The following is a 24365-nucleotide window of genomic DNA, read 5'->3' on the forward strand; positions in this document are numbered from 1 at the left end:
AATTCGGATCGTCCGAACAATCATGGTCCGGAGGGCCCGTCTGTTCGGCCAATCGAGGGGTTGCGGAGGGTTCGGGCGCCGGAAGCCGGCGGTGGCGTGGGTCAGCGCAGGGCGGACGCGCCCAGGCCGGCGTCGCCGGGCCGGCCGGCGGGCGGCAGCCCGGCCCCGCGCGGCCGGCCGGCGTCGCGCGCCGGCGGCAGGCCGTAGAGGCGGCTGTAGTCGCGGCTGAACTGCGACGGGCTCTGGTAGCCCACCGCATAGGCCGCGGCGGCGACGTCGAGCCGCTCGACGAGCAGCAGGCGGCGGGCCTCGTGGAGCCGGAGCTGCTTCTGGTACTGCACCGGCGTCATCGCGGTGACGGCCTTGAAGTGGTGGTGGAGCGAGGATTCGCTCATCCCGACCTGGTCGGCCAGGGCGCCGATCCGCAGCGGCTGCGCGAAGTTCGCCCGCAGCCAGGCGATCGCCTTGGCGACCTTGTTGCTGGGGCTCTCCGCCATGGCGAGTTGGAGCAGGCGCGCGCCGTAGGGGCCCGACAGCAGGCGGTAGATGATCTCCTGCTCGAACAGCGGCGCCAGGACGGGGATGTCCTGCGGCCGGTCGAGCAGCCGCAGCAGCCGCAGCGTCGCGTCGACGAGGTCGGCGGGCGCCTTGGCGACGACGACGCTGCGGGTGTCCGCGTCGGCCGTGGCGCGGTGGGGGATCCGCATGCGGGCGAAGACCTCGGCCTGGCGTTCCGGATCGATGACGAGTCCCATGCCGAGCTGGGGCTCGTCGGGCCGCGCGTGGGTCACGCAGGAGGCGACCGGCAGGTCCAGGGACACCAGCAGATAGTCGCCGACGCCGTAGGTCAGGTCCTCGTTGCCGACGGTCAGGCTCTTGGCCCCCTGGACGACCAGGGCGAAGGTCGGCCGATGGGTGGTGTGGACGCGCTTCGAGGGCGTCGGCTGGCGGCTGACGAAGAGGTCGGCGATGGCGGTGGCGGTGGCGCCCTCGCCGGCCGCGTGGCGGGAAATGATCGAAGCCATCTCGCGAAAGGGATCGGTCACGAACGGTCTCCTGAGCTGGCGTCGACTCCTCTCTATCGGTCCTTTCGCTCGTGCGAAACAGGAAGTTGGCCCGTTTGCAGGATCGGGCATGAAACTCGGAGCATCGGGAGGACGGTCCCGGTGTCACATGGCGGCGAAGTGGCGGAGCATGCGCCCGGCGTCGGGCTCGCGCCCGGCGAAGAGGCGGAAGGCGCCGACCGCCTGGAAGACCGCCATGCCGCCGCCCGCCAGGGTGCGGCAGCCCAGCGCGCGGGCCCGGCGCAGCAGCTCGGTCTCCAGCGGGAAGTAGACGATGTCGGCCACCCACAGGCCGGGGTGGAGCAGCGCCTCCGGAACGGCGCTGCCGGGGTATTTCGCCATGCCCAGCGGGGTCGCGTTGACGATCCCGTCGGCGCCCGCCATGGCCGCCGCGGGGGACGGCGCCGTGGCGGCGCGATCGGCGCCGAAGCGGGCGCACAGGGCGGCCGCCAGGGCCTCGGCGCGGCCGGCGTCGGTGTCGACGATCACCACCCGCCCCGCACCCGCGGTCAGCAGGGCGTGGCCGACCGCCGCCCCGGCGCCGCCGGCGCCGAACAGGACGACCCGGTCGCGGCGGACGTCGGGCAGCTCGCGGCGGAAGCTCTCGGCGAAGCCCCACCAGTCGGTGTTGTGGCCGACGCGGCGCCCGTCCTTCAGGACGACCGTGTTCACCGCGCCGAGCGCGCGCGCGTCGGGCGACAGGTCGTCGAGCAGCGCGATCACCGCCTGCTTGCAGGGGTGGGTGACGTTGAGCCCGGCGAAGCCGAAGCGCTCGGCCGCGGTCAGGATGTCGGGCAGGGCGCCTGCGTCGAGGCCGAGCGCCTCGAGGTCGATCAGCCGGTAGAGGCAGCGCAGGCCCAGCTCCGCCGCCTCGCGCTCGTGCAGGGCGGGCGTGCGCGAGGCCTGGATGCCGCTCCCCACCAGCCCCAGCAGGAGGGACGGCCCGGCGAACGGCGGCGCGGGCATCGCCGTCACTCCTCCAGCAGGTCGCGCACGGCGCGGACCGCGACGGGATAGCCGCGGGCACCGAGGCCGGCCACCACCGCCGTCGCGACCGGCGAGACCAGCGACTTGTGGTAGAGCGGCTCGCGGCGGTGGATGTTGGAGATGTGCAGCTCGATCAGGGGGCGGCGGACCATCTTCAGGGCGTCCATCAGCGCCATGGAGGTGAAGGTGAAGGCGGCGGGGTTGATGACGACGCCGGCGTCGGCGTCGACCGCCTCGTGCACCCAGTCGATCAGCTCGTACTCGCGGTTCGACTGGCGGAACACCAGGGGATGGCCGCCGGCCGCCTCCCGGCACATCGCCTCCACCTCGGCGAGCGTGGTGCGGCCGTAGATCTCCGGCTCGCGGGCGCCGAGGCGGTTCAGGTTGGGTCCGTTGAGGACGTGGATCGGTGTGCTCATGGGCTCGTTTCTCGGGCAGGGGCCGGTCAGCCCTGGTAGCCGAACAGCCGCGGCAGCCAGAGGACGGTCTCGGGAACGAAGGTGAGGACGGCGAGCGCGACCAGCATCGCGGCGAGGAAGGGCTGGGTGTCGCGGACGATGGCGTACACCGGGGCGCCCGAGATGCTCCGCATGATGAAGAGGAGCAGCCCGTAGGGCGGCGTCACCAGCCCGATCATGATGTTGACCACCACGACCACGCCGAAGTGGACGAGGTCGATGCCCAGCGCCTGCGCCGTCGGGATGAAGACGGGGACCACGACCAGCAGGATCGCCGTGCCCTCCAGCACGCAGCCCAGCACCAGCAGCAGCACGTTGACCAGGATCAGGAAGCCGGCCGGCGACAGGTCCCAGGCGCCGAGCAGGAGCCGCACCGTGTCGGGGATGTTCTCGACGGTGACGACGTAGTTGAAGACGACCGAGCCGGCGATCAGCATGCCGATGGACACCGTCGTGCGGGCGCTCACCGCCAGCGACCGGTAGAACGTCGTCCAGCTGACGCTGCGGTAGACGACGGCCGAGACGGCGAGGGCGTACGCCGCGGCGACCGCGGCGGCCTCCGTCGGCGTCATCACGCCGCCGTAGATTCCGCCGAGCAGGACCGCCGGCATCATCAGCGACGGCAGGGCCCGCCAGGTGATGCCGGGGAGCGCGCGCACCGGGACCGGCGGTTCCACGGGGAAGTTCCGGCGGCGCGCCGTGATGGCGACGATCGCCATCTGGCTGGCCGCCATCAGCAGCCCGGGGACGATGCCGCCGAGGAAGAGGAAGCCGATGGAGGCGTCGGAGACCAGGGCGTAGAGGACCATCGGGATCGAGGGCGGGATGATCGGCCCGATGATCGAGGAGACGGCCGTCACCGCCGCCGCGTAGCTCGGCGTGTAGCCGCCGTCGCGGGTCATCATCACCTGCATCATGCGCCCGGTGCCGGCGGCGTCGGCGATGGCCGAGCCCGACATGCCGGCGAAGACGATGCTCTGCAGGATGTTGACGTGGGCGATCCCGCCGCGGAAGCGGCCGACCAGGGCGTTGCAGAACGCCGTCAGCCGGTCCGTCATGCTGCCGATGTTCATGAACTCGGCGGCCAGGATGAACAGCGGCACCGCCAGGATGACGTAGTTGCCGTACATCCCGTTGAGGATCTGCTCGGCGGCGATCCCCATGTCCTGGCCGGCCAGCAGCAGATAGAGGATCGAGCCGGCGATCATCGCGTGGCCGATGGGCAGCCCGATGACGGCGAGCGCCGTGATCGCGACGACCGCCAGCGAGAAGGGGCTTGCGACGGTCATTCGCCGCCCACCCGGACGACGCCCGCGGCCTCCTCCCCGTCGTGGCCGAACAGGGCCTGCCAGCCGAGCCAGAGATGGCGGGCGATGGCGGCGACCGCGAAGACGACGTAGATCGAGAACAGCCAGTCGTAGCGGATCTTGAGATAGGTCGTCTTCTGCACCTTCATGAAGGCGACGTAGTCGACGACCGCAGGCAGCGACACCAGATAGAGCGCCACCAGCGCCAGCGCCGAGACGGCGCACATGGCCCGGCGGGCGCGCGGACGGGCCGTGCCGTAGACGATGTCGAAGCGGATCTCCTCGGCGTCCGTCAGGACGAACGCCGCGCCCCAGAGCACCAGCCAGATCCACAGCGTGGCGCTGAGCTCGTGGGTCCACCCGATGGGCAGCCCCAGGACGTATCGGAAGGCGATCTGCAGGATGAACGCCGCGAACATGGCGGCCAGCATGGCGGCCGCGACGTTTTCGGCGCGGCGGGCGAGCCACGGCCCGGCCTTGCCAAGATACCCGGTCATCGGGACGGATCTCCGCGTGGGCGGTCACGGATCGCCGGGCGCGGCCGCCGGGAGCGAGCCCCGGCGGCCGCGCCCGGTCGTCACATCGCGTTGATCTTCTCCAGCATGCCGGGGATCCAGCCCGCGGCCAAGTCGGAGGCGAGATACTTCTTCTGGGCGTAGGCCCGGAAGGCGTCGACGTCCGGCTTGTAGACCTCGAGCCCCTGCGCCTTGAAGAAGGCGGCGAGTTCGTCCTCGCGCTTGCGGTGCTGCTCGGTGCTCCAGGCGATGGCCTCGTCGGCGGCGGCCTGGAACGCCTTCTGCTGCTCCGGGGTCATGGCGTCCCAGACCTTGTTCGACACGGCGAGCAGGTCGAAGGCGACGAGATGCGAGCTCAGCACGACCTGCTTCATCACCTCGTAGAACTTCATGTTCTGGACGTTGGGCAGCGGGTTGTCCTGACCGTCGATGGCGCCCGTCTGCAGGCCCGTGTAGACCTCGGCGTAGGCCATCGGCGTCGGGTTGGCGCCGATGGCCTCGCCGAGGAACTGCCAGGCGTCGCCGCCGGGCATGCGCAGCTTGATCCCCGCCATGTCGTCGGGCGTGGTGATCTTCTTGTCGACGCGCAGGCCGATCTGGCGCGAGCCGTAGTAGGTCGGGCCGAGGATGTGAATGCCGAGCTGCTCGGACGCCATCGTCTTGAGCCGTGCGCCGACGTCGCTCGCGAACACCGTCTTCAGGTGCTCGGCGTCGCGGAACAGGTAGGCCGACGTGACGATGGACCAGGCCGGGATCTGGTTCGAGACGTCCTGCGGCGCGACGTTGCCCATCTCCAGGTTGCCGCGCTGCATGGCGACCAGCTCGGTGCCCTGCTTGAACAGCGTCCCGCCGAGATAGGGCTGGATCGTGAAGTCCTTTTTCACGGCGTCGGCGAAGCGCTTCATCATCTCGGCGCGGATGTCCTGCTCCGAGAACACGGCCGAGAAGCGCAGCTTCTTCGCGTCCTCAGCCGTGGCGATCCCGCCGGCGCCCCAGGCCACGAGGGCCACGCCCGCGGCCACGACGAATCGTCTGGTGATGGTGGGCAGCATCTGTCTCCTCCTCGATCGTATGCGCAATATGGTTGCGTCTTAGGAAGCACTATTGACTCGGATGGAAAAAGGATCAATAGCTGATTGCGTAATCACATGACATTTTGCCGTTGATCGGATAAGATCCGGTCACGCATACGGAACGGCGCCGTCTCCGACGGCGCGGCGGGAGCCGAACGTGCCCGAAGCAAGGATGGAAGCCGCATGAGCGTCGAGTTGCTGGCGCCTTCGATCGCAGACCGGACCTACGACCGGATCCGGACGGACATCATCTTCGACCGGCTCGGACCGGGAGCGCGGCTGCGCCTCGACCGGCTGGCGACCGACTACGGTGCGAGCGTCAGCACCCTGCGCGAGGTGCTGAGCCGGCTGTCGTCGGAGGGGCTCGTGCACGCCGAAGGGCAGCGCGGCTTTCAGGTGGCCCCGGTGTCGCCGGACGGGTTCCGCGACGTGGCGGCGATGCGGCTCCTCCTGGAGACCCATGCCCTGCCGCAATCCTTCGCCGCCGGCGACCTGGAGTGGGAGAGCCGCGTCGTCGCCGCGCACCACAAGCTGAAGGTCATGGAACGCCGCATGATGGCCGGCGACCGCACGGGCACCGAGCTGTGGAAGCGCTACGACCGCGAGTTCCATCAGGCGCTGATCGAGGCGTGCGGCTCGCAGACCCTGCTGGACCTCTTCGGCGGCGTCTTCGACCAGTATCTGCGCTACCAGATGGTCGCCGTGGTCTTCCGCGGCGCCGCGGCGGCGTCGGAGCACCAGGAGCTGCTGGACTGCGCGCTGGCGCGCGACGCGGCGGCGGCCTGCGCCGTGCTGACGCGTCACGTCGACGGCTGCGTCGCCCATACGCTGGAGAGCGGAGCCCTGCCGGCGGCGCACCGGCGCGGACCGGCCGTCGCGCGGATGGACGTCGACCCCGCGGCCGGCGAGGCCTTCCAGTCGGTGGGCGAGACCGCCTACCGCAAGATCCGCGCCGACATCATCTTCGGGCGCCTGCCGCCCGGCCGGAAGCTGAAGCTGGAGGCGCTGAAGGCCGACTACGGCGCCAGCGTCAGCACCCTGCGCGAGATCCTGAACCGGCTGTCGTCGGAGCGTCTGGTGGTCGCCGAAGGCCAGAAGGGCTTCGAGGTCGCTCCCGTGTCGATCGCCAACCTGCGCGAGATCGCCGACCTGCGCCTGATGCTGGAAGGCCGCGCGCTCGAGCAGTCGTTCCGCGCCGGCGACATGGACTGGGAAAGCCGCGTCGTCGCGGCCCACCACCGGCTCGCCCGGATGGAGGAGCGGATGGCCGCCGACGACCGCACCTGCACCGAGAGCTGGAAGCAGTACGACTGGCAGTTCCACCAGGCGCTCATCTCCGCCTGCGGCTCGCGGATGCTGATCGAGGCCCACGCCGCCGTCTTCGACAAGTACCTGCGCTATCAGATGATCGCGCTGAGCTACCGCGGCGACATCGCGGCGCACGAGCACACGCTGCTGCTGGACTGCGCCATGGACCGCGATTCGGCGCGCGCCTGCGAGGTGCTGCGGCGCCACGTCGCCGGCGGGGTCGAGCACGCGCTGGCCGCCGGAACCATCGCCTGACCGGCTGGCCCGCGCAGGGAACGGGCCGGCACGAGCAACGGGAGAGACGACCATGCGCACGGCCATCGCCACCGTCTGCCTGAGCGGCACGCTCGCCGAGAAGATCGAAGCCATCGCCGCGGCCCGGTTCACCGGCGTCGAGATCTTCGAGAACGACCTGCTGACGTTCGACGGCACCCCGGCCGATGTCCGCCGGATGATCGCCGGCCTCGGCCTCGGGGTGATCGCCTTCCAGCCGTTCCGCGACTTCGAGGGCATGCCCGAGCCGCAGCGCAGCAAGGTCTTCGCCCGTGCCGAGCGGAAGTTCGACGTGATGCGGGAGCTGGGCTGCGACCTGCTGATGGTGTGCTCCAACGTCTCGCCCGACTCGCTGGGCGGCATCGACCGGGCGGCGGCCGACCTGCGCGAGCTGGGCGAACGGGCGGCCCGGCGCGGCCTGCGCGTCGCCTTCGAGGCGCTGTCCTGGGGGCGGCACATCCACGACTACCGCGACGCCTGGGAGGTGGTGCGGCGCGCCGACCATCCCGCCGTCGGGCTGGTGCTCGATTCCTTCCATGTGCTGGCCCGCGGCACCGACCTGTCGGCGATCCGCGCCATCCCCGCCGACCGCATCTTCCTGGTCCAGATCGCCGACGCGCCGCGGCTCGACATGGACTGCCTGTCGTGGAGCCGGCACCACCGCTGCTTCCCCGGCCAGGGGGAACTGCCGGTCGACGCCTTCATGACCGCGCTGCACGCCACCGGTTTCGACGGCCTGCTGTCGCTGGAGATCTTCAACGACCGCTTCCGCGCCGGCTCGGCGCGCGGCGTCGCCGTCGACGGGCAGCGGTCGCTGATCGCCATGCTCGACGGGCTGCGGCGGCGCACCGGCGCACCGGTGCCGGGCGTGCCGGTGCTGCCGTCCAAAGGGGTCTGCTCCGGCGTCGAGTTCATCGAGTTCGCCGTCGACGAGCGCGGCGCCGCCGGCTTCGAGGCCACCCTGCGGGGCCTCGGCTTCCGCAAGGCCGGCGTCCACCGCTCGAAGGCGGCGACCCGCTGGCGCCAGGGGGCGGTCAACATCGTGGTGAACGCCGAGGCCGAGGGATTCGCCCATTCCTTCCACATCACCCACGGCACGTCGGTGTGCGCCCTGGCGCTGCGCGTCGACGACGCCCGCGCCACCGTCGACCGCGCGCTGGCGCTGCTGGACCAGCCGTTCCGCGGCGCGGTCGGGCCGGGCGAGCTGGACATTCCCGCGGTGCGCGGCCTGGGCGGCAGCCTGCTCTATTTCGTCGACCGGGCGCACGGGCTGGACCGGCTGTGGGACGTCGACTTCGCGCCGGTCGCGGACGACGGGGCGGGAGAGGCCGGGCTGACGGCGATCGACCACGTCTCCCAGTCCATGCAGTACGAGGAGATGCTGAGCTGGCTGCTGTTCTACACCTCGCTCCTGGAGGTGCGGACGACGCCGGCCCAGGCGGTCATCGACCCCGGCGGCGTCGTCCAGAGCCAGGCCGTGGAGACGCCCGACGGCGCGCTCCGGCTGATCCTCAACGCCTCGCAGAGCCGCCAGACCCTGTCGTCGCGCTTCGTCGACGAGTTCTTCGGGTCGGGCGTCCAGCACGTCGCCTTCGCCACGGACGACATCCTCGCCACCGTCGACCGCCTGAAGGCGGGCGGCGTCGACCTCCTGGCGATCCCCGAGAACTACTACGACGACCTCGAGGTGCGGGCCGACCTGACCGCGGCCGAGGTCGACCGCCTGCGCGCCGGCAACATCCTGTACGACGGCCAGGGGACGTCGGCGTTCTACCACGCCTACACCGGCATGCTGGAGGGCGGCTTCTTCTTCGAGATCGTGCAGCGGCGCGCCTACCAAGGCTACGGCGCCGTCAACGCGCCGATCCGTCTCGCCGCGCAGACCCGGTGGGCGGCGCGCCCGCCCGTTCCCTGACGCGCCGGCCGGCGCCAAGCAGCTTTGCTCAGGTCGCCGGCAGCTCCAGCATGGCGGGGTCGATCGTCAGCCGCAGCGCGTCGAAGGGGGCGAGCAGCGATGCCGGATCGCCGCCGGTCCCGCACACCCGCCACTCCAGGCGGATGGACGCGATGGTCTCCGGCAGCACCCGCTCGCGATCGGTGATCTGCTGCCAGGCGAGCACGCAAGTGACGGTGCCGTCCGTCGCGTAGGCGTGGTCGTACACGCCGTAGCGGTTGTGCCGCTCGATCTCGCCGACGTGCGGCTCCAGCCCGGGAAACTCGGCGGCCAGCGTCTCGTTCAGGCGCTCCAGCGTGTAGAGCGGCAGCGGGTAGGGGCGGGCCGGGCGGTCAAGGGACGAGAGGATGTCCGTGGCCATCCACTCGACGTCGACGTCGAGACGGTTCTCCTGCGGCAGCGTCGTCGGGTTGCTGAGCACCACATGGTAGGAACGGTAGATCGTGCCGATGTCGCGCGCCTGGGCTCCGACGACGGCCACCGGACCCGGCGACAGGAAGACGGGCACCTCCTCCGGCGCGATGCGCGTCCAGGTGGTGGGCACGCGCCAGCTCTCGTCGCGCCGGAAGCCCGGCGCGCAGCCGCCCAGGGCCACGGCCACGATCAGCGCCGCGGCGGCGCCGCCGGGAAGCCTCACACCCATCCTCTCAGTCCCAGGCCCCGTACAGGGACATCCGCACCACATCGACCGCCTCCCGTGTTTCGGGCGTGCTGAGGCGGCGGTCGAGCTCCTCGAACACCGCCAGCGCCTCGCCGCGCCGTTCCGTGTGGTAGAGGGACCAGCCGCGCATCAAGGTCAAGCCCCGCGTCTCCGGCGCCAGGGCGCGGCGCGCCTCCAGCATGCGCAGCGCGTCGCGGAAGCGCTTCTCGTCGTAGGCCTGCAGCGCCAGCTTGGCGTAAGCGTCGGCCTGGACGTCGGTCTTTTGCGACGGCGTCAGCCCGGACCCGGGCAGCGCCTTCAGCACGCGGGCCGCGCCGTCGAGCTCCAGGCGAGCCAGCATCTGGCCGTAGCGCGCCTCGTCGGCGATGCGCGCGCTGTCGGCGCCGCGCCCCTTGGCCGCCAGCGCCGCCGCCTCGCCGAAGGCGAGGTCCGCCTCGGTCGTGCGCTTCAGCTCCAGCAGGCACCAGCCGCTCTGCTGCACCAGGGCCGCCGTCACCCGTCCGGCCTGGCGTTCCGCCCGGACGATCTCCAGGCAGCGGCCCCAGTCGCGCACCTGCACCGCCTGGCGCAGCGCCGCCGCGGCCCGCGCACCCGGGGCGTCGCCGCCGCCGCTCCCGGCCCCTCCGCCGCCCCGCCGCAGGCTCTCCGCGGCACGGGCGACGCGCGGCGACTTGGACAGCCACGGCTTGGCCGTCGCCAGCGCCTCGTCGCGCCGGCCGAGTCCGGCCAGCGCCAGCACCAGGCCCTCGGCGGCGCGGTCGCTCGGCGCCCAGTCGGCGGAGCGGGCGAACCAGCGGCGGGCGTCGTCGTAGGCCCGGCGGTTCTGGTAGAACCAGCCGATCGCCAGGGCGCCGTCGGCGGACTTCCGGTCGGCGACGAAGGCCTCGGCCTGCTCCAGCTCGGCGGCCGACGGGGCGGCGTTCCTGGCCGACAGGCGCTGCAGGATGCGCCCGGCGCTCAGCTCCGCCAGGCCCTCGCGCACGCTGGCGCCGTTCCCGTCGCCGTTTGCGGTCGCCGGCGCGGCCTCGCCGGGCCGCGTGCCGAGCTCGGCCAGGGTGCGCAGCTGCTCCTCGCTCAGATAGGGGCTGGCCTTGAACAGGGTGGCGCGGCGGTCGGCGGCGTTCGGGCAGTCGCTCATGACGGAGCGGTAGAGGTCGAAGGCCCGCTCCGTCCGCTTGAGCTCGCCGTACGCCTGGGCCGCCCGCCACATGGTGTCGAGCCGTGCGCAGCCCAGCACCTGCGGGTCGGCCTGCACCGCGTCGACCACCTCCTGCCAGTGCCCGGCGTCGCTGGCGGTGCGGACGCGCTGGGTGGTCTCGGCGCGGGTGAGCTCGGCCGTCAGCTTGTCCGACGGCGTCCAGGCCGGCGTCGTGCGGCGCTGCTCGGCGACGGCGGCGCGGGCCTCCGCCGTCTTGCCGTCGGCGAGGAGGGCCCAGATCGGCGTCTCGTCGACGCCGCTCGGCGTCGCCTGCGGCGCGAACAGGTCGGCGGGCGGCTGCCAGTTCGGATCGATCGCCTTGAGGCGGGCGATCTCGGCCTCCAGGCGGGCGACGTCGCCGGTGCGGGCGTAGTGGCGCAGCGCGGTCTCGTCGATGCCGCCGGGCGCCGGCGCCGCCGGCGCGTCGAGCTGGACCTCGACGCCGGGCGCCAGGGCGTGCGGGGCGCCGCCCCCGGCTTGCGCCCAGGCCGGCGCCGACAGGCAGGCCAGGGTCGCGGCGAGGAGGGGGAGGCGCATCATGGCGTCGATCCGAGGCTGCGTTCGGCCAGACCGGTGAGCAGACCGAGCACGGTGGAATAGTAGCCGTCCTCACCGGCCGCCGCCGGCACGGCGACCGTGTTGCCGGCGTTGGCCAGCCGCGCCGCCAGCCGGTGGACGGCGAGCATGCCGCGCGACGCCCCGACCTGGGCGGTGGTGCCGCCGGGCAGCGACACCGTGGCGGGGATGGGACGCTCGCCGAACTGGGCGGCGAAGGCGCTGTAGGGGCGGAAATAGTACGGGTCGCGGTAGCCGGCCCAGGCGAGGTACAGGGGCACCCGGATGGCGTCGTAGCCGAACTGCTTGGTGAAGCCGTCGGGCAGCGAGACCGTGCCGTCCTCGGCCACCGCCGCCCAGTCCGGCGGCAGCTGCCAGCGCCCGAAGCGCGCCTTGGCCAGCAGCACCAGACCGGAGCGGATCAACTCCTCCCACGGGCCCGCCGGGTCCGCCGCGGCGAAGGCGCGGAACGCCGGCAGCACCAGGTAGCTGGGGTTGACCACGATGCCCGTGTCGCGCCGGAACCCGGCCGCGCCGGGAAGCAGCAGGGTCATGTCGGCCAGGCGCGTCACCACGCGGTCGCGCACCGCGCCGAGCAGCGCCAGCGCCGCCGCGCGCAGCTCGGCGTCGTTCCACCGCTCCGCCCCGGTCAGCAGCGCCCAGGCGATGAGGACGTCGCCGTCGCTGGCGTTGTTGCGGTCGGGGATGCCCTTCCCCTCCTCCCATTTCCAGGCCATCAGCCCGTCGTCGCGGACGGCGAGGGTGCGCCGGGTCCACGCCCACAGGCGGTCGAAGACGGCGCGGTCGCCGGCGGCCACCGCCAGCACCATCCCGTAGCCCTGCCCCTCGGAGTGGCTGATCCCGCCGTTGCCGATGTCGACGACCCGGCCGTCGGCGGCGATGAAGCGGCTGACGAAGCCTCGCCACGCCGGGCCGGCGACGGGCGGCTCCGCGGCCGCCGCCGGCCACCGGCAGCCGGCCGCGGCGGCGAGCGCTCCGGCGCCGGCGAGCAGCGCCCTGCGGGTGGTGGACGGGAATGGGGGCATGGCGGTCACCGGGGTCTAGAGCCGTCGGCCGCGGCGGAGCAGGGCGTGCAGGGCGAACGCCAGCGTCAGGACGGTCGCCAGCAGGATGATGAACAGCATGCCGATCCGCTGCGACAACAGGTTGGCCAGGATCAGGAAGAGGTTCCGGACGTCCCACCAGTCGTCGATGGTTGCGTAGATGGACGTCGGGTGGGCGATCCGCATCGCTCCGCTGGTGCTGCGCCACAGCGCCGTGCTGCCGTCCACCTCCGACCAGGACGGCTCGGCGACGAGGCGGGCCGCGGCGCGCTCCAGGGTCGCCCCGTCGGTGCCCGTCAGCACCGTCCAGACCCGGCGCGACGAGTCCGGGCCGGCGATCTGCAGCAGGGCGGCGTCCGGCAGCACCCCGTCGATGTCCAGAAGCGTCGGCGCGTCGTTGCCGACATGGTCCATGAACGCGACGGTGAAGCGGCGCACGGGAGCCAGCAGATCGAGGAGCAGGGTGCGCCACGACGACGGTTCCGCCGCGTCCGGCTCGCCGGAGTCGGGTCGCGCCCAGCGCGACGCCGCGCCGGTGCCCTCGGCAAGCCGGCCGGATGGCGCCGGCGTGTCGCGCTCCGCGTCGACGTCCTTCCCGGCGAGGCGCAGCAGACGCTCCGCCACCCGCCGCTGCGCCTCCTCGGGAAAGCCCGGATCGGCGGACGCGAGCTGCGTCAGCCGGGTCCCCGCCTCGAGGACCCGCGACAGCCAGTCGGGCGTCACGTTGTCGTTGCGCAGGGCGGCCTGCGGCAGTTGCCCGACCGGCCCGACCACCAGCGCGCTGCGTTCCGTCGGCTGCACCCAGCCGACGTGCGGCACCGGCCACAGCAGGGTGCCGGCGCGCTGGCCCAGGCGCGCCAGCAGCGTCAGGGCGGCGCCGGTCCAGCCTTCGCCGTCGCCGGCGACGACCAGATCGAAGGGCCGGGTGCGGCCGTCCCGGTCGCCGCGGCCGGCCGCCAGCGGGAAGCCGGTGCGCGCGGTGAGGCCGAGATCGGGCACGAACGCCAGGCGGGCGAACGCCGGCACCTCCAGCTCGCTCGATCCGTAGAGCGTGAAGACCGGCCGCCGCACCGCGTAGGCGCAGTCGACTTCCCGGTCGGGCGCCAGCTCGGCGACGATCTCGACGCGGTTCGGCCCGGGGCGGAACGCGCTCATGGGAAGGTTGATCTCGGCGTGGCGGAGTTCGTTGCCGGACCGTTCCGCCAGGCCGAGGGAGCCGGCGACGCGGTCGTTGATCAGCACGTTGACCACGGCCGCCGGGCCCAGCTCGCCGTCGAAGGAGGCGTCGAGCCGCAGGACGGCGGTGCTGTCGGCGATCGCCTGGAAGTCGCTCGGCAGCGGCAGCTCGAAGGAGCGGCGGAAACGGTAGCCGCCGTGCGTCGCCGTCTCCAGGCCGAGCTCCCGCAGGCGGTAGCGCCCCTGCCGCAGGTCGGCCGCCGCCGGGCTCGCCGCCGGGTCCGCCGCCGCCTCGTCGACCACCATGGTCGGGCGGGAGGGCAGCGGCCGGTCGGTCCGGTAGAGGCGCACCACCGCCCGGTCGACCTCCGCCGCGGTGCGGCCGCTGGCCACCACCGTGAACCCGCCGGGGTCGCCGGGGACGGCGAAGACGCCGAGGAAGGGCCCGGTCACCTGTTGCAGGATCGGTGCCGCGACGATCCCGGCCAGGTCGTTGCGCGTGCCGACCACCACCGACTTGGCGGGGAGCGGGTCGGCGGGCGCGCCGCCGTCCGGGCGGGCGGCGGCGTCCCAGCTCTCGACCCGCGGCACCTTGGCGCCGAGGGCGCGCCCGTAGGCCTGGGCGACGATCGCCGCCCAGCCCAAATGGTCGGTGCGCGCCGTCCCCCCCGACCGGACGATGGTCAGCGGCACGGCGGCGCGGTCGCTGGCGGCGAACAGATCCGGCAGCATGGACAGGGTCGGCGCCGGCGGGGCGCCGTCGCTGTCCAGCCGCAGGGTCGAGCGCGCGAGGTCGATGCGCGACCACAGGTCGAAGGTGCCGCGCACGTTGCAGAAGACGCGGTGCTGCGCCTCCTGGCGCACCGTGAACCGGTTGGCGCCGGCCCGCAGGTGTTCGACGGGCAGGGTGATCGATGCGGTCACCGGACCGCGGATCGCCGCCATCGGCAGCTCGGCGACCGTGTCGCCGTTGACGCCGACCAGCAGGTGGCTGCGTTCGGGCAGCACGTCGATGCCGTTCTCGTAGACCAGCGACAGCACGACCTGGGTCAGCGGCGCGGTCGGCGGCAGCACCAGGACGAGCGTCGCGGCGTCCGTCTCGCCCGACAGCTCGACCCGCTCCAGCCCGTCGTGCAGGTTCGACAGCGGGATGACCCGCTGTTCGGCCCGCGCCGGACCGGCCGCGGCGAGCGCCGCGGCCAGCAGCGCCAGGATCAGGGCGAAGGCCGGTCTCATGCGCCCTCCGGGACGTGCCGGTTGGCGAGACGGCGCGCGCCGGCCCGGGCGAGGACGGCGAGCGCCACCGCCCCGCGCGGCAGCACGCGCATGATGAAGTAGGCGAACCCGAGCAGCAGGTTCGGCCGGTTGGTCCGCTTGCGGCCGATCCAGGCCTCCCATCCCGAGCTGTTGCCGAACACCAGGCGCGACACGGCGAGCATCTCGTCACGGTCCGTCGGGGCGAAGCCGACGCCGACCAGGAGCTCGCCGGCCTTCACCTGCCGGCGATGCAGCCGGACGCTGACGCGCAGCCGCTGCTCGTCCAGCGGGTCGTCGACGGCGATGGCGGCGGCGGACACCTCGGCCAGGCGCTGGCGCCAATGCGCCGCCACCACGAGGCCGAGCCCGCCCGCCGAGACGTCGCGCACGGTCACCGGGATCTCGGTGCCGTCGTCCAAGGTCAGGGCGCCGGGCAGGTTGGTGACGACGCGGTCCTGGCGGCGGGCCCGCCGGCGCTCGTAGACGACGGCGACGCCGCTCACCGCCAGGATGAAGCTCAGCGTGTTCCAGGCGGTGATCGGCAGCAGCGCGCTGGCCTGCTCGGGGAAGGCGAAATAGCGCCAGACGCAGGTCGCGAGCCCGCCCAGCAGCAGCAGCGCCACGACGACGAACGGGCCGGCCAGCTCGGAGAAGCGGGCATCGGCCACCGCCTCGTCCTTGGCGGTCACCTTGAAGACCGGCCGGCGCGGGTTGATCATGGCGGCGATGACGGCCCGGCCGACGTGCAGCGACTGGACGTACTCGTAGAGCTCGGAGAACAGCGGCCAGCGCGTCCGCCCGTGCAGCAGGTGGGACAGGAAGAGGGCCGAGACGATGTGCGGCAGGACGAGGCACAGGAAGTCGTGCAGGTCGATGCGGAAGATCTCCAGCCCGAAGAACGCGTAGCACAGCGGCGCCAAGGTGAAGACCGGCCGCCAGAACCAGAAGAACCAGAAGATCATCGTGTTGGTGTAGCAGAGGCGCTGCGGCAAGGTCAGGCCGCGCTTGAAGAGTGGGTTCTTCAGCAGGAAGATCTGCATCATGCCCTGGGCCCAGCGCGAGCGCTGGGCGATGAAGCTGGCGAACGTCACCGGCTGCAGGCCGGCCACCATCGGGCGCGGCAGATAGGCGCTGCGCCAGCCGCGGGCGTGGAGCTCCAGCGAGGTCTCGCAATCCTCGGTGATGGTGCCGGTGGCGATGCCGCCGATCTCCTCCAGCGCGACCCGCCGCAGCAGCGCCGCCGACCCGCAGAAGAACGACGCGTTCCAGCGGTCGAGGCCCGGCTGGATCGAATAGTAGAACATGTCGTTTTCGCTGGGCATCCGGTCGAAGGTGTGGAGGTTGTACTCCACCGGGTCCGGATTGATGAAGAAGTGCGGCGTCTGCACGAGGAAGAGGCCGGGATCCTCCTGGAGGAAGCCGACGGTGCTGCGCAGGAAATCGACGGTCGGGGCGTGATCGGCGTCGAGGATCAGCACATACTCGCCGGTGGTGCGGGTCAGGGCGTAGTTGATGTTGCCGGCCTTGGCGTGGACGTTGCGGTCGCGGGCGATGTACTCGCAGCCGAGCCGTGCGCACAGCGCGCTCAGCTCCGCGCGGCGCTCCCGGGCGGCGGCCGCCGCCGCGGGGTCGTCCTGGGCGATCTTCTGGTCGGTGCCGCCGTCGTCGAGCAGGTACACGCGGAACCGCTCGCGCGGGTAGTCGAGCGCCAGCGCCGCCCCCAGGGTCGTCTCCAGCAGCCCCGCGTCCTCGCTGTAGCTGGGGATCAGCACGTCCACCGTCGGCCAGCTCGCGGGATCGCCGACCGGAGGCTTCGGCGTGCGCCGCAGCGGGTCGAGGATGACGAACAGCGACAGGAAGAACATGGCGAAGGTCAGCATCTCCGCCGCCAGCAGGATGGCCCCGGCGGCGAAGTCGACGGTGTTCTCGACCGGCGGCAGCGTGCCGTCGATGCGCCAGAGGAAGTAGCGCAGGGTGATGAAGGCGAGCAGCAGGACGGTCACCGTCCGCGCGTGCCAGGACCGCTCGGTGAAACGGCCGAACAGGAAGGCCACGGCAACGATGACCAGGGAGACCGCGGCGTTGGCGTCGCGGCCCACGGGCAGGGCGGCCAGCACCAGCAGCACGGCGGCGGCCAGCAGGCAGACGGCCCAGAGCAGGAGGCGCAGCGGATGTCGCGAAATTGCCATGTGGCGCTTCTGCGGAAGGCCTCCTGCGCGCGGCATTTCGTTAGACATCACATGATTGCGGGTTGGGTCTCATTTCGGAGGCGCACTGTATATATATGTTCGCTGACGTCAACGTTAATATTGCGACTGACTGTAACTCTCCTTAATGCCTCATTAATCGATTGTTCGCGAACTGATCATTTGCGCGATTCTTCATCTGGTGAATGATTAGCGATTTCGGCGGCGTTCAGGGAAACATGTTTCTTGATGACGTAATTTGTTTCATTTGGATGAGTATCACCATTTCCCGGAGTGGTGAATCCCCGCGTGAACTGCAGCCGGAGCACGTCAGGCCCGTCTTCCATTCGTTTGCGAACGATGCCCCGATGCCCCGCCGGTGCATGGCTCGTCTGCTTTCGCGGACGGTGGCGGGTCGCACCCGTGGCGTGGTCGCCGAGGATTGCTCCACCCGCCGGCGCCGATGCGGCGGTCGCCGCGCTCCCCTCCGTTCGGCCGGGAAGCGCCGCCCACGTCATAGGACTGTTTTGCGATTTTATTTAGTACCGTCCTGCATACGAACAGAAATTCACCGGAAATGACGTGGGGCGTGCGTCGAATATTGACTTTGGTGTCGATGAACACTACGTCCCCACGACCGGATTTGTGGGGCATCATTGGAGCCGGGTGCAGGTGCGATGATCCGTCCGCGTTCACGACGGCGCCCGGTCGCGGCGGCCGCAGCCTTGGTCCTGGCGGTTCTCGGCGCCTGCCAGCAGCGCGACGCGGGTCCCGACAAGCCGACGGTGCGGGTCGAGGCCCGGACCGTCGAGCGGGTCGAGGACACGCCGACCGCCCGTCTCACCGGGGAGATCCAGGCCGAGGTGCAGAGCGACCTCGCCTTCCGGGTCGGCGGCCGCATCACCGAGCGCACCGTCGACGTCGGCGACCACGTCGGCGCCGACCAGGTGCTGGCCCGGCTCGACCCGCGCGAGCAGCAGGCCAACCTGGCGGCGGCCGAGGCGGCGGTCGGCGCCGCCCGGGCGCGGCTGCGCCAGGCCTCCTCGGCGTTCGAGCGGCAGAAGACCCTGCTGGAGCGGGGCTTCACGACGCGGCGCGAGTACGACCAGGCCGAGGAGGCGCTGCGCACGGCGCGGAGCGCCCTCGAGTCCGCCGAGGCGGAGCGCGCGACGGCGCGCGACCTGCTCGCCCAGACGGAACTGCGCGCCGGCGTGCCCGGCGTCGTCACCGCCCGCCACGCCGAGGTCGGCCAGGTCGTGCAGGCGGCCGAGGCGGTCTTCACCCTGGCCCACGACGGCCCGCGCGACGCCGTGTTCAACGTGCAGGAATCGATCTTCATCCAGGCCCCGCCGAGCCGCGCGGTGGCCGTGAGCCTGGTCGCCGATCCCGGGGTCACGACCGTCGGGACGGTGCGCGAGGTGTCGCCGGCGGTCGATCCGGACAGCGGCACCGTGGCGGTCAAGGTCGGCATCGGCGATCCGCCGCCGGCCATGGTGCTGGGCGCCGCCGTCGTCGGCGAGGCCCGGCTGCGCACGCGCAGCGTGGTCGTGCTGCCGTGGAGCGCCCTGACCTCCGAGGCGGGCCGGCCGGCCGTGTGGGTGGTCGATCCCCGGAGCGGGACGGTGTCGAGGAAGGCGGTCGCGGTCGAGCGCTACGACAGCGGCCGGGTGATCGTCGGCGACGGTCTGGCGCCGGGCGAGGTCGTGGTCACCGTGGGCGGCCAGCTCCTGCATCCGGCGCAGGTCGTCGAGGTGGCGCCGGGAGGGACGCCGTGATCCGCGCCCGCCGCGCCGTCCCGGCGCTGTGCCTGGCCGCGCTGCTGGCGGCCTGCGGCGAACGCGAGGCCGAGGCGCCGCCGCCGGTCCGGCCGGTCCTGTCGATGGTGGTGTCGCCCCACGCCGAACGCACCCTGAGCGTCGCCGGCGTCGTCGAGCCCCGCTACCGCAGCAGCCTGGGTTTCCGCGTGCTTGGCCGCATGATCGCGCGCGACGCCCAGGTCGGCGACGGCGTGCGCCAGGGCGAGCGGTTGGCGGCGATCGATCCGCTGCCGTTCGAGCTCGCCGTGCTGTCGGCCCAGGCCGACGTGTCCGGCGCCGCGGCGCAGCTCGAGAACACCACCGCCGCCGAGGCGCGCCAGCGCACGCTGCTGCAGGAGGGCACGGCGACCCCGGCCGAGTTCGAGGCGGCCGAGCAGGCGCGCGAGGCGGCGGCGGCGGCCCTGACCCAGGCCCGCGCCGCGCTCGACAAGGCGCGCGAGCAGCTCGGCTACACCCAGCTCCGCGCCGATTTCGACGGGGTCGTGACCGCCGTCGGTGCCGACGTCGGCCAGGTGGTGCAGCCCGGGCAGATGGTGGTGACGGTGGCCCGTCCCGACGTGCGCGAGGCGGTGGTCGACCTGCCCGCCGAGATCGCCGGGCGGCTGCCGCCGGGCACCCGGTTCGAGGTTGCCCTGCAGCTCGACCCCTCGGTGCGGGCCGGCGGCACGGTGCGCGAGGTGGCGCCGCAGGCGGATCCGGCGACGCGCACCCGCCGCCTCTGGATCACCCTCGAGGTGCCGCCCCCGGCGTTCCGGCTGGGCACGACGGTGACCGCCCGCCTGCCGGCGAACGGCACGGCCGGAATCGAGATCCCGGCGGCGGCGCTGCTGGAGCGCGACGGCCGCACCCGGGTGTGGGTGGTGGACCCGCGGAGCCGGACGGTGGCCTTGCGCGACGTCCGGGTCGCCGGGCGCGACGACGGCGTCGTGCGCATCGCCGAAGGGCTGGATGCCGGCGTGCGCGTGGTGACGGCCGGCGTGCACAGCCTGGACGAGGGACAGACGGTGAAGATCCTGGACGGGGACCGGCGGTGACGGACGGCTTCAACCTCTCGGAATGGGCGCTGCGCCACCGGTCGCTCGTCTGGTACCTGATGATCGTCGCCAGCGTCGCCGGGGTGATGGCCTACCGCGGCCTCGGCCGGGAGGAGGACCCCTCCTTCACCATCAAGACCATGCTGGTCAGCGCCCAGTGGCCGGGCGCGTCGGTCCAGGACACCATCGACCAGGTGACCGACCGGATCGAGAAGAAGCTCGAGGAGCTGCCCGGCCTCGACTACACCCGCAGCATGACGACCCCGGGCCAGACCACGGTCTTCGTCAACCTGCAGGACACGGTGCGCGGGGGCGACGTCCCCGCCGTCTGGGTGCAGGTGCGCAACATGATCCGCGACATCCAGGGGGAGTTTCCCCAGGGCGTCGCCGGCCCCTTCTTCAACGACCGCTTCGGCGACGTCTACGGCAACATCTACGCCTTCACCGCCGACGGGCTGAGCCAGCGCCAGCTGCGCGATTACGTCGAATCGGTCCGCGCCAAGGTGCTGACCGTCCCCGACGTCGGCAAGGTCGACCTGATCGGCGCCCAGGACGAGGTCATCTACCTGGAGTTCTCGACCCGCCAGATCGCCGCCCTCGGCATCGACCAGCAGGCGATCGTCCAGACCCTGCAGGCGCAGAACGCCATCGCCCCGTCGGGCGTCGTCCAGGCCGGGCCGGAGCGGATCAGCGTGCGGGTCGGCGGCCAGTTCACGTCGGAGGACAGCCTGCGGGCGATCAACCTGCGGATCAACGACCGCTTCTTCCGCCTGTCCGACCTCGCCACCATCACGCGCGGCTACGCCGACCCGCCGCAGGCGCTGTTCCGGGTCAACGGCGAGCCGGCGATCGGCCTGGCCATCGGCCTGAAGCCCGGGGCCAACCTGCTGGAGTTCGGCGAGGCCCTGAAGGCGCGCATGGCGGCGATCGTCGCCGACCTGCCGATCGGCGTCGGCGTCCACCTCGTCTCCGACCAGCCGGTGGTGGTCGAGGAGGCGGTCAGCGGCTTCACCCGCGCGCTGTTCGAGGCGGTGGCGATCGTGCTGCTGGTGAGCTTCGTCAGCCTGGGGCTGCGCGCCGGCTTCGTCGTCGCGCTGGCGATCCCGCTGGTGCTGGCCATGACCTTCGTCGTCATGCAGTACCTCGGCATCTCGCTGCAGCGGATCTCGCTCGGCGCCCTCATCATCGCGCTGGGCCTGCTGGTCGACGACGCGATGATCGCGGTGGAGATGATGGTGGCGCGCCTGGAGGAGGGGGACAGCCTGGACAAGGCGGCGACCCACGTCTACACCTCCACCGCCTTCCCGATGCTGACGGGCACCCTGGTCACGGTGGCCGGCTTCGTCCCCATCGGCCTGAACGACAGCAACGCCGGCGAGTTCACCTTCACCCTGTTCGTGGTGATCGCCGTGGCGCTCCTGCTGTCGTGGATCGTCGCGGTGCTGTTCTCGCCGCTGCTCGGCGTCGCCTTCCTGCCCAAGGCGATGAAGCGCCACCGCGAGGGGCCGAGCCGGCTGATGCGGGGGTTCACGCGGCTGCTGCTCGCCGCCATGCGCTGGCGCTGGGTCACCATCCTCGTCACGGTGGCGCTGTTCGCCGCCTCCCTCTACGGCATGCGCTTGGTCGAGCAGCAGTTCTTCCCGTCGTCGGACCGCCCGGAGCTGATCGTCGACGTCACCCTGCCGCGCAACGCCTCGATCGCCGCGACCCGGGAGGCGATGGACCGCTTCGAGCGGTCGCTGGACGGCGACGCCGACATCCTCCATTGGTCGTCCTACGTCGGCCAGAGCGCCGTCCGCTTCGTGCTGGCCTTCGACGTCCAGGTGGCCAGCCCCAACTACGGCCAGATCGTCGTCGTCACCCGCGACCTGGAGGCGCGCGAGCGGGTGCGGGCGCGGCTGGAGGCGCTGGCGCGCGAGGCGTTCGTCGGCATCGACGTCTACGTCACTCTGCTGCCGCTCGGGCCGCCGCCCGGGCGTCCGGTGCAGTACCGGGTCAGCGGCCCCGACATCCAGGCCGTGCGGGACCTCGCCCAGCGGGTGGCGGTCGTCCTCGGCGAGCATCCCCTGCTCACCGCCATCACCTACGACTGGATGGAGCCGGCCCGGGTGGTCAAGGTGAACGTGCTGCAGGACAAGGCGCGCCAGCTCGGCGTCAGCTCCGAGGACGTCGCCGGCGCGCTCAACAGCGTGGTCGGCGGCACCACCATCACCCAGGTGCGCGACGGCATCTATCTCGTCGACGTCGTCGCCCGGGCCCGCCGGGCGGAGCGCGATTCCATCGAGACCCTGCGCAACCTCCAGCTTCCGGGCGGCGGCGGCGAGGCCGTCCCGCTGGCGGCGATCGCCACCTTCGACTACGAGCTGGAGCAGCCCGTGGTGTGGCGGCGCGGCCGCACCCCGACCATCACCGTCAAGTCGGCCATCCTCGACGCGACGCAGCCGGCGACGGTGGTGCAGCAGCTGGCGCCGCGCCTCGCGGAGCTGGTCCGCTCCCTGCCGCCCGGCTACGGCGTCGCGGTGGCCGGCCCGGTGGAGGAGAGCGCCAAGGCCCAGGGGCCGATCGCCGCGGTGGTTCCGCTGATGCTGTTCGCCATGGCGACCATCCTGATGGTCCAGCTGCAGAGCTTCCAGCGCCTGTTCCTGGTGGTGGCTGTGGCGCCGCTGGGGCTGATCGGCGTCGTGGCGGCGCTGCTGCCCAGCGGCGCCCCGCTGGGCTTCGTGGCGATCCTCGGCGTGCTGGCGCTGATCGGCATCCTGATCCGCAACTCGGTGATCCTGGTCGTGCAGATCGAGCACCTGCGCGCCGAGGGGCGGCCGCCGTGGGACGCCGTGGTGGAGGCAACGCAGCACCGCATGCGGCCGATCCTGCTGACCGCGGCGGCGGCCAGCCTCGCCCTCATCCCGATCTCCCGCGAGGTGTTCTGGGGGCCGATGGCCTACGCCATGATGGGCGGCATCATCGTCGGCACCCTGCTGACCCTGCTGTTCCTGCCCGCCCTTTACGCCGCCTGGTTCCGCATCCGCGAGCCGCGCCCCGCCGCCCGCTGAGGGCGGGCGCCGCTCAGAGCACGCACTCGCTCGCGGCCGCCCACTCCGCCGCGGTGCGGTGCTGGGGCCGCCGTTCCTCGCAGGGGCCGTCGCCGACGTCCTGACCCTGCAGCAGGGGGCAGCGCTCGAACAGCTCCGCCGCCCAGTCGACGAACACCCGGACCTTGGGCGACAGGTGGCGGGTGTGCGGGTAGACGGCGGAGACCGGCATGTGCGGCGGCCGCCACGCCCGCAGCACCTCGCGCAGGGCGCCGCTGCGCAGGTGGGGCAGCACCATGAAGCGGGCCGACTGCATCAGGCCGAGCCCCTCCAGGCCGCAGGTGACGTAGGCGTCGGCGTCGTCGACGGCGATGGCGCCCTTCATGGCCACCTCGCGCACCCGCCCGTCCTCCTGGAAGCTCAGGTCGAAGGGACGGCTGGTGCGGCTGTTGAAGTAGTTGACCGCCTTGTGATGGGCGAGGTCGTCGAGCGACTGCGGCTCGCCGTGGGCGGCGAGGTAGGCCGGGCTGGCGCAGGTGACGAACTCCAGCGCGCCGATGCGCCGCGCCACCAGCGACGAGTCCGCCAGTTCGCCCACCCGGATCACGCAGTCGACCCCGTCCTGGATCAGGTCGACCGGACGGTCGCTCAGCCCGATCATCACGTCGACGTCCGGGTACTGGCGGTGGAACTCGTGGATGGAGGGGATGACGACCAGCCGGCCGACGGCGCCCGGCATGTCGACCCGCAGCCGGCCCCGCGGGGCGGCCCGGGTGCCGGTCAGGCCGGATTCGATCTCGTCGATCTCCGCCAGCACCCGCTGGGCCCCTTCCAGGTAGGCGGCCCCGTCGTGGGTCAGGCCGAGGCGGCGGGTGGTGCGCTGCAGCAGGCGCACGCCCAGCGACGCCTCCAGGTTCTGGATGGTCGTGGTCACCGAGGCCCGCGGCAGGCCGAGCGTGTCGGCGGCCTTGGAGAAGCTGTTCGCCTCGACCACCCGCACGAAGACCCGCATGGCATGCAGCTTGTCCATGGCAGCGCTCCTCCGGCCTCTTGCCGCACTCGTTCCCCAGGGTTCTACCGGCAAGCTGCCGCTCCTGTCGACCGGCGCGATGGCGGATCGCGCCGCAACCGATCCGGCCGCGGCCTGTTGACGACGGAATCCGCGACCATGGAAGGAACGGCCTCATGGCGACACGACTCCTCCTCACCGGATTTCTGGCACTGACCCTCGGCGCCTGCGAATCCTTCGACGACGCGTTCGGCGGCGGCGACGACGGGTACGGCGGCACCGCCTTCGAATCCCAGGGCTACGCCGACGAGGACGGCTTCGCATCGAGCGACGGCCTCGGCGACGACTGCTACATGCGCCGCCGCGGCGGCGACGACAGCGCCGTCAATTCCCTGGTCTGCCAATAGCCGCGCGACGGCAACTCCGGCGGCGCCCCGTGC

The 24365-nt window shown here is 72.3% G+C and carries 18 protein-coding genes; 6 read left to right on the forward strand and 12 right to left on the reverse strand.

Features of this window, described 5'->3' with window-relative positions:
* Positions 1-101: 101 nt before the first annotated feature.
* From ACSBPG_RS09715 to ACSBPG_RS09740, 6 genes are all read right to left on the reverse strand, one after another.
* Positions 102-1046 carry an AraC family transcriptional regulator N-terminal domain-containing protein gene (locus tag ACSBPG_RS09715; RefSeq protein WP_435536951.1) on the reverse strand — a complete coding sequence of 315 codons (945 nt, stop codon included), beginning with the start codon at positions 1044-1046 and terminating at the stop codon, positions 102-104.
* A gap of 123 nt (positions 1047-1169) precedes the next feature.
* Positions 1170-2030 (reverse strand): shikimate dehydrogenase, encoded by an 861-nt coding sequence (locus ACSBPG_RS09720; RefSeq protein WP_435536952.1) that lies wholly within the window; start codon positions 2028-2030, stop codon positions 1170-1172.
* 5 nt (positions 2031-2035) lie between these two features.
* Entirely contained in the window at positions 2036-2470 is a 435-nt protein-coding gene (locus tag ACSBPG_RS09725; protein ID WP_435536953.1) for a type II 3-dehydroquinate dehydratase, read from the reverse strand.
* 26 nt (positions 2471-2496) lie between these two features.
* A complete protein-coding gene (locus ACSBPG_RS09730; protein ID WP_435536954.1) occupies positions 2497-3798 on the reverse strand; it encodes a TRAP transporter large permease in 1302 nt (433 codons plus the stop codon).
* Positions 3795-4313, reverse strand: coding sequence for a TRAP transporter small permease (locus ACSBPG_RS09735; protein WP_435536955.1), 519 nt, complete (start codon positions 4311-4313; stop codon positions 3795-3797). Before ACSBPG_RS09735 ends, ACSBPG_RS09730 begins: the two co-directional genes overlap by 4 nt.
* A gap of 80 nt (positions 4314-4393) precedes the next feature.
* Positions 4394-5383 carry a sialic acid TRAP transporter substrate-binding protein SiaP gene (locus tag ACSBPG_RS09740; protein ID WP_435536956.1) on the reverse strand — a complete coding sequence of 330 codons (990 nt, stop codon included), beginning with the start codon at positions 5381-5383 and terminating at the stop codon, positions 4394-4396.
* Between the two features lie 204 nt (positions 5384-5587).
* On the opposite strand from ACSBPG_RS09740, the gene ACSBPG_RS09745 reads away from it, so the two are divergent.
* Together ACSBPG_RS09745 and ACSBPG_RS09750 are read left to right on the forward strand one after the other, a co-directional pair.
* Entirely contained in the window at positions 5588-6967 is a 1380-nt protein-coding gene (locus tag ACSBPG_RS09745; protein WP_435536957.1) for a GntR family transcriptional regulator, read from the forward strand.
* Positions 6968-7019: 52 nt separating this feature from the next.
* Positions 7020-8900: a bifunctional sugar phosphate isomerase/epimerase/4-hydroxyphenylpyruvate dioxygenase family protein gene (locus ACSBPG_RS09750; protein ID WP_435536958.1), complete on the forward strand. Its 1881-nt coding sequence runs from the start codon at positions 7020-7022 to the stop codon at positions 8898-8900.
* Positions 8901-8928: 28 nt separating this feature from the next.
* Here ACSBPG_RS09750 and bcsN read toward each other — a convergent pair whose 3' ends face one another.
* The 5 genes from bcsN to bcsA are packed head-to-tail and all read right to left on the reverse strand — an operon-like array spanning position 8929 to position 17039.
* Complete coding sequence (gene bcsN / locus ACSBPG_RS09755; protein WP_435536959.1) at positions 8929-9582, reverse strand: cellulose biosynthesis protein BcsN; 654 nt, start codon at positions 9580-9582, stop codon at positions 8929-8931.
* A 4-nt stretch (positions 9583-9586) separates the two neighbouring features.
* Complete coding sequence (locus tag ACSBPG_RS09760) at positions 9587-11338, reverse strand: hypothetical protein (RefSeq protein ID WP_435536960.1); 1752 nt, start codon at positions 11336-11338, stop codon at positions 9587-9589.
* Entirely contained in the window at positions 11335-12399 is a 1065-nt protein-coding gene (locus ACSBPG_RS09765) for a glycosyl hydrolase family 8 (protein ID WP_435536961.1), read from the reverse strand. The genes ACSBPG_RS09760 and ACSBPG_RS09765 overlap by 4 nt, the downstream gene beginning before the upstream one ends.
* A gap of 15 nt (positions 12400-12414) precedes the next feature.
* Positions 12415-14829, reverse strand: coding sequence for a cellulose biosynthesis cyclic di-GMP-binding regulatory protein BcsB (locus ACSBPG_RS09770; RefSeq protein WP_435536962.1), 2415 nt, complete (start codon positions 14827-14829; stop codon positions 12415-12417).
* Positions 14826-17039, reverse strand: coding sequence for a UDP-forming cellulose synthase catalytic subunit (gene bcsA / locus ACSBPG_RS09775; RefSeq protein ID WP_435536963.1), 2214 nt, complete (start codon positions 17037-17039; stop codon positions 14826-14828). The genes ACSBPG_RS09770 and bcsA overlap by 4 nt, the downstream gene beginning before the upstream one ends.
* A 722-nt stretch (positions 17040-17761) precedes the next feature.
* Between bcsA and ACSBPG_RS09780 the strand changes: the two genes are divergently transcribed.
* The 3 genes from ACSBPG_RS09780 to ACSBPG_RS09790 are packed head-to-tail and all read left to right on the forward strand — an operon-like array spanning position 17762 to position 22937.
* Positions 17762-18811 (forward strand): efflux RND transporter periplasmic adaptor subunit, encoded by a 1050-nt coding sequence (locus ACSBPG_RS09780; RefSeq protein ID WP_435536964.1) that lies wholly within the window; start codon positions 17762-17764, stop codon positions 18809-18811.
* A complete protein-coding gene (locus ACSBPG_RS09785; protein WP_435536965.1) occupies positions 18808-19887 on the forward strand; it encodes an efflux RND transporter periplasmic adaptor subunit in 1080 nt (359 codons plus the stop codon). Before ACSBPG_RS09780 ends, ACSBPG_RS09785 begins: the two co-directional genes overlap by 4 nt.
* A complete protein-coding gene (locus tag ACSBPG_RS09790; RefSeq protein WP_435536966.1) occupies positions 19884-22937 on the forward strand; it encodes an efflux RND transporter permease subunit in 3054 nt (1017 codons plus the stop codon). The genes ACSBPG_RS09785 and ACSBPG_RS09790 overlap by 4 nt, the downstream gene beginning before the upstream one ends.
* Positions 22938-22950: 13 nt before the next feature.
* Here the strand turns inward: ACSBPG_RS09790 and ACSBPG_RS09795 are convergent, their stop codons facing one another.
* Positions 22951-23946 (reverse strand): LysR substrate-binding domain-containing protein, encoded by a 996-nt coding sequence (locus tag ACSBPG_RS09795; protein ID WP_435536967.1) that lies wholly within the window; start codon positions 23944-23946, stop codon positions 22951-22953.
* Positions 23947-24101: 155 nt separating this feature from the next.
* Here ACSBPG_RS09795 and ACSBPG_RS09800 point away from each other — a divergent pair, with 155 nt between their 5' ends.
* A complete protein-coding gene (locus ACSBPG_RS09800; RefSeq protein WP_435536968.1) occupies positions 24102-24332 on the forward strand; it encodes a hypothetical protein in 231 nt (76 codons plus the stop codon).
* Positions 24333-24365: the final 33 nt, after the last annotated feature.

The organism is Azospirillum sp. ST 5-10 (assembly GCF_051225715.1).
Classification (GTDB): domain Bacteria; phylum Pseudomonadota; class Alphaproteobacteria; order Azospirillales; family Azospirillaceae; genus Azospirillum.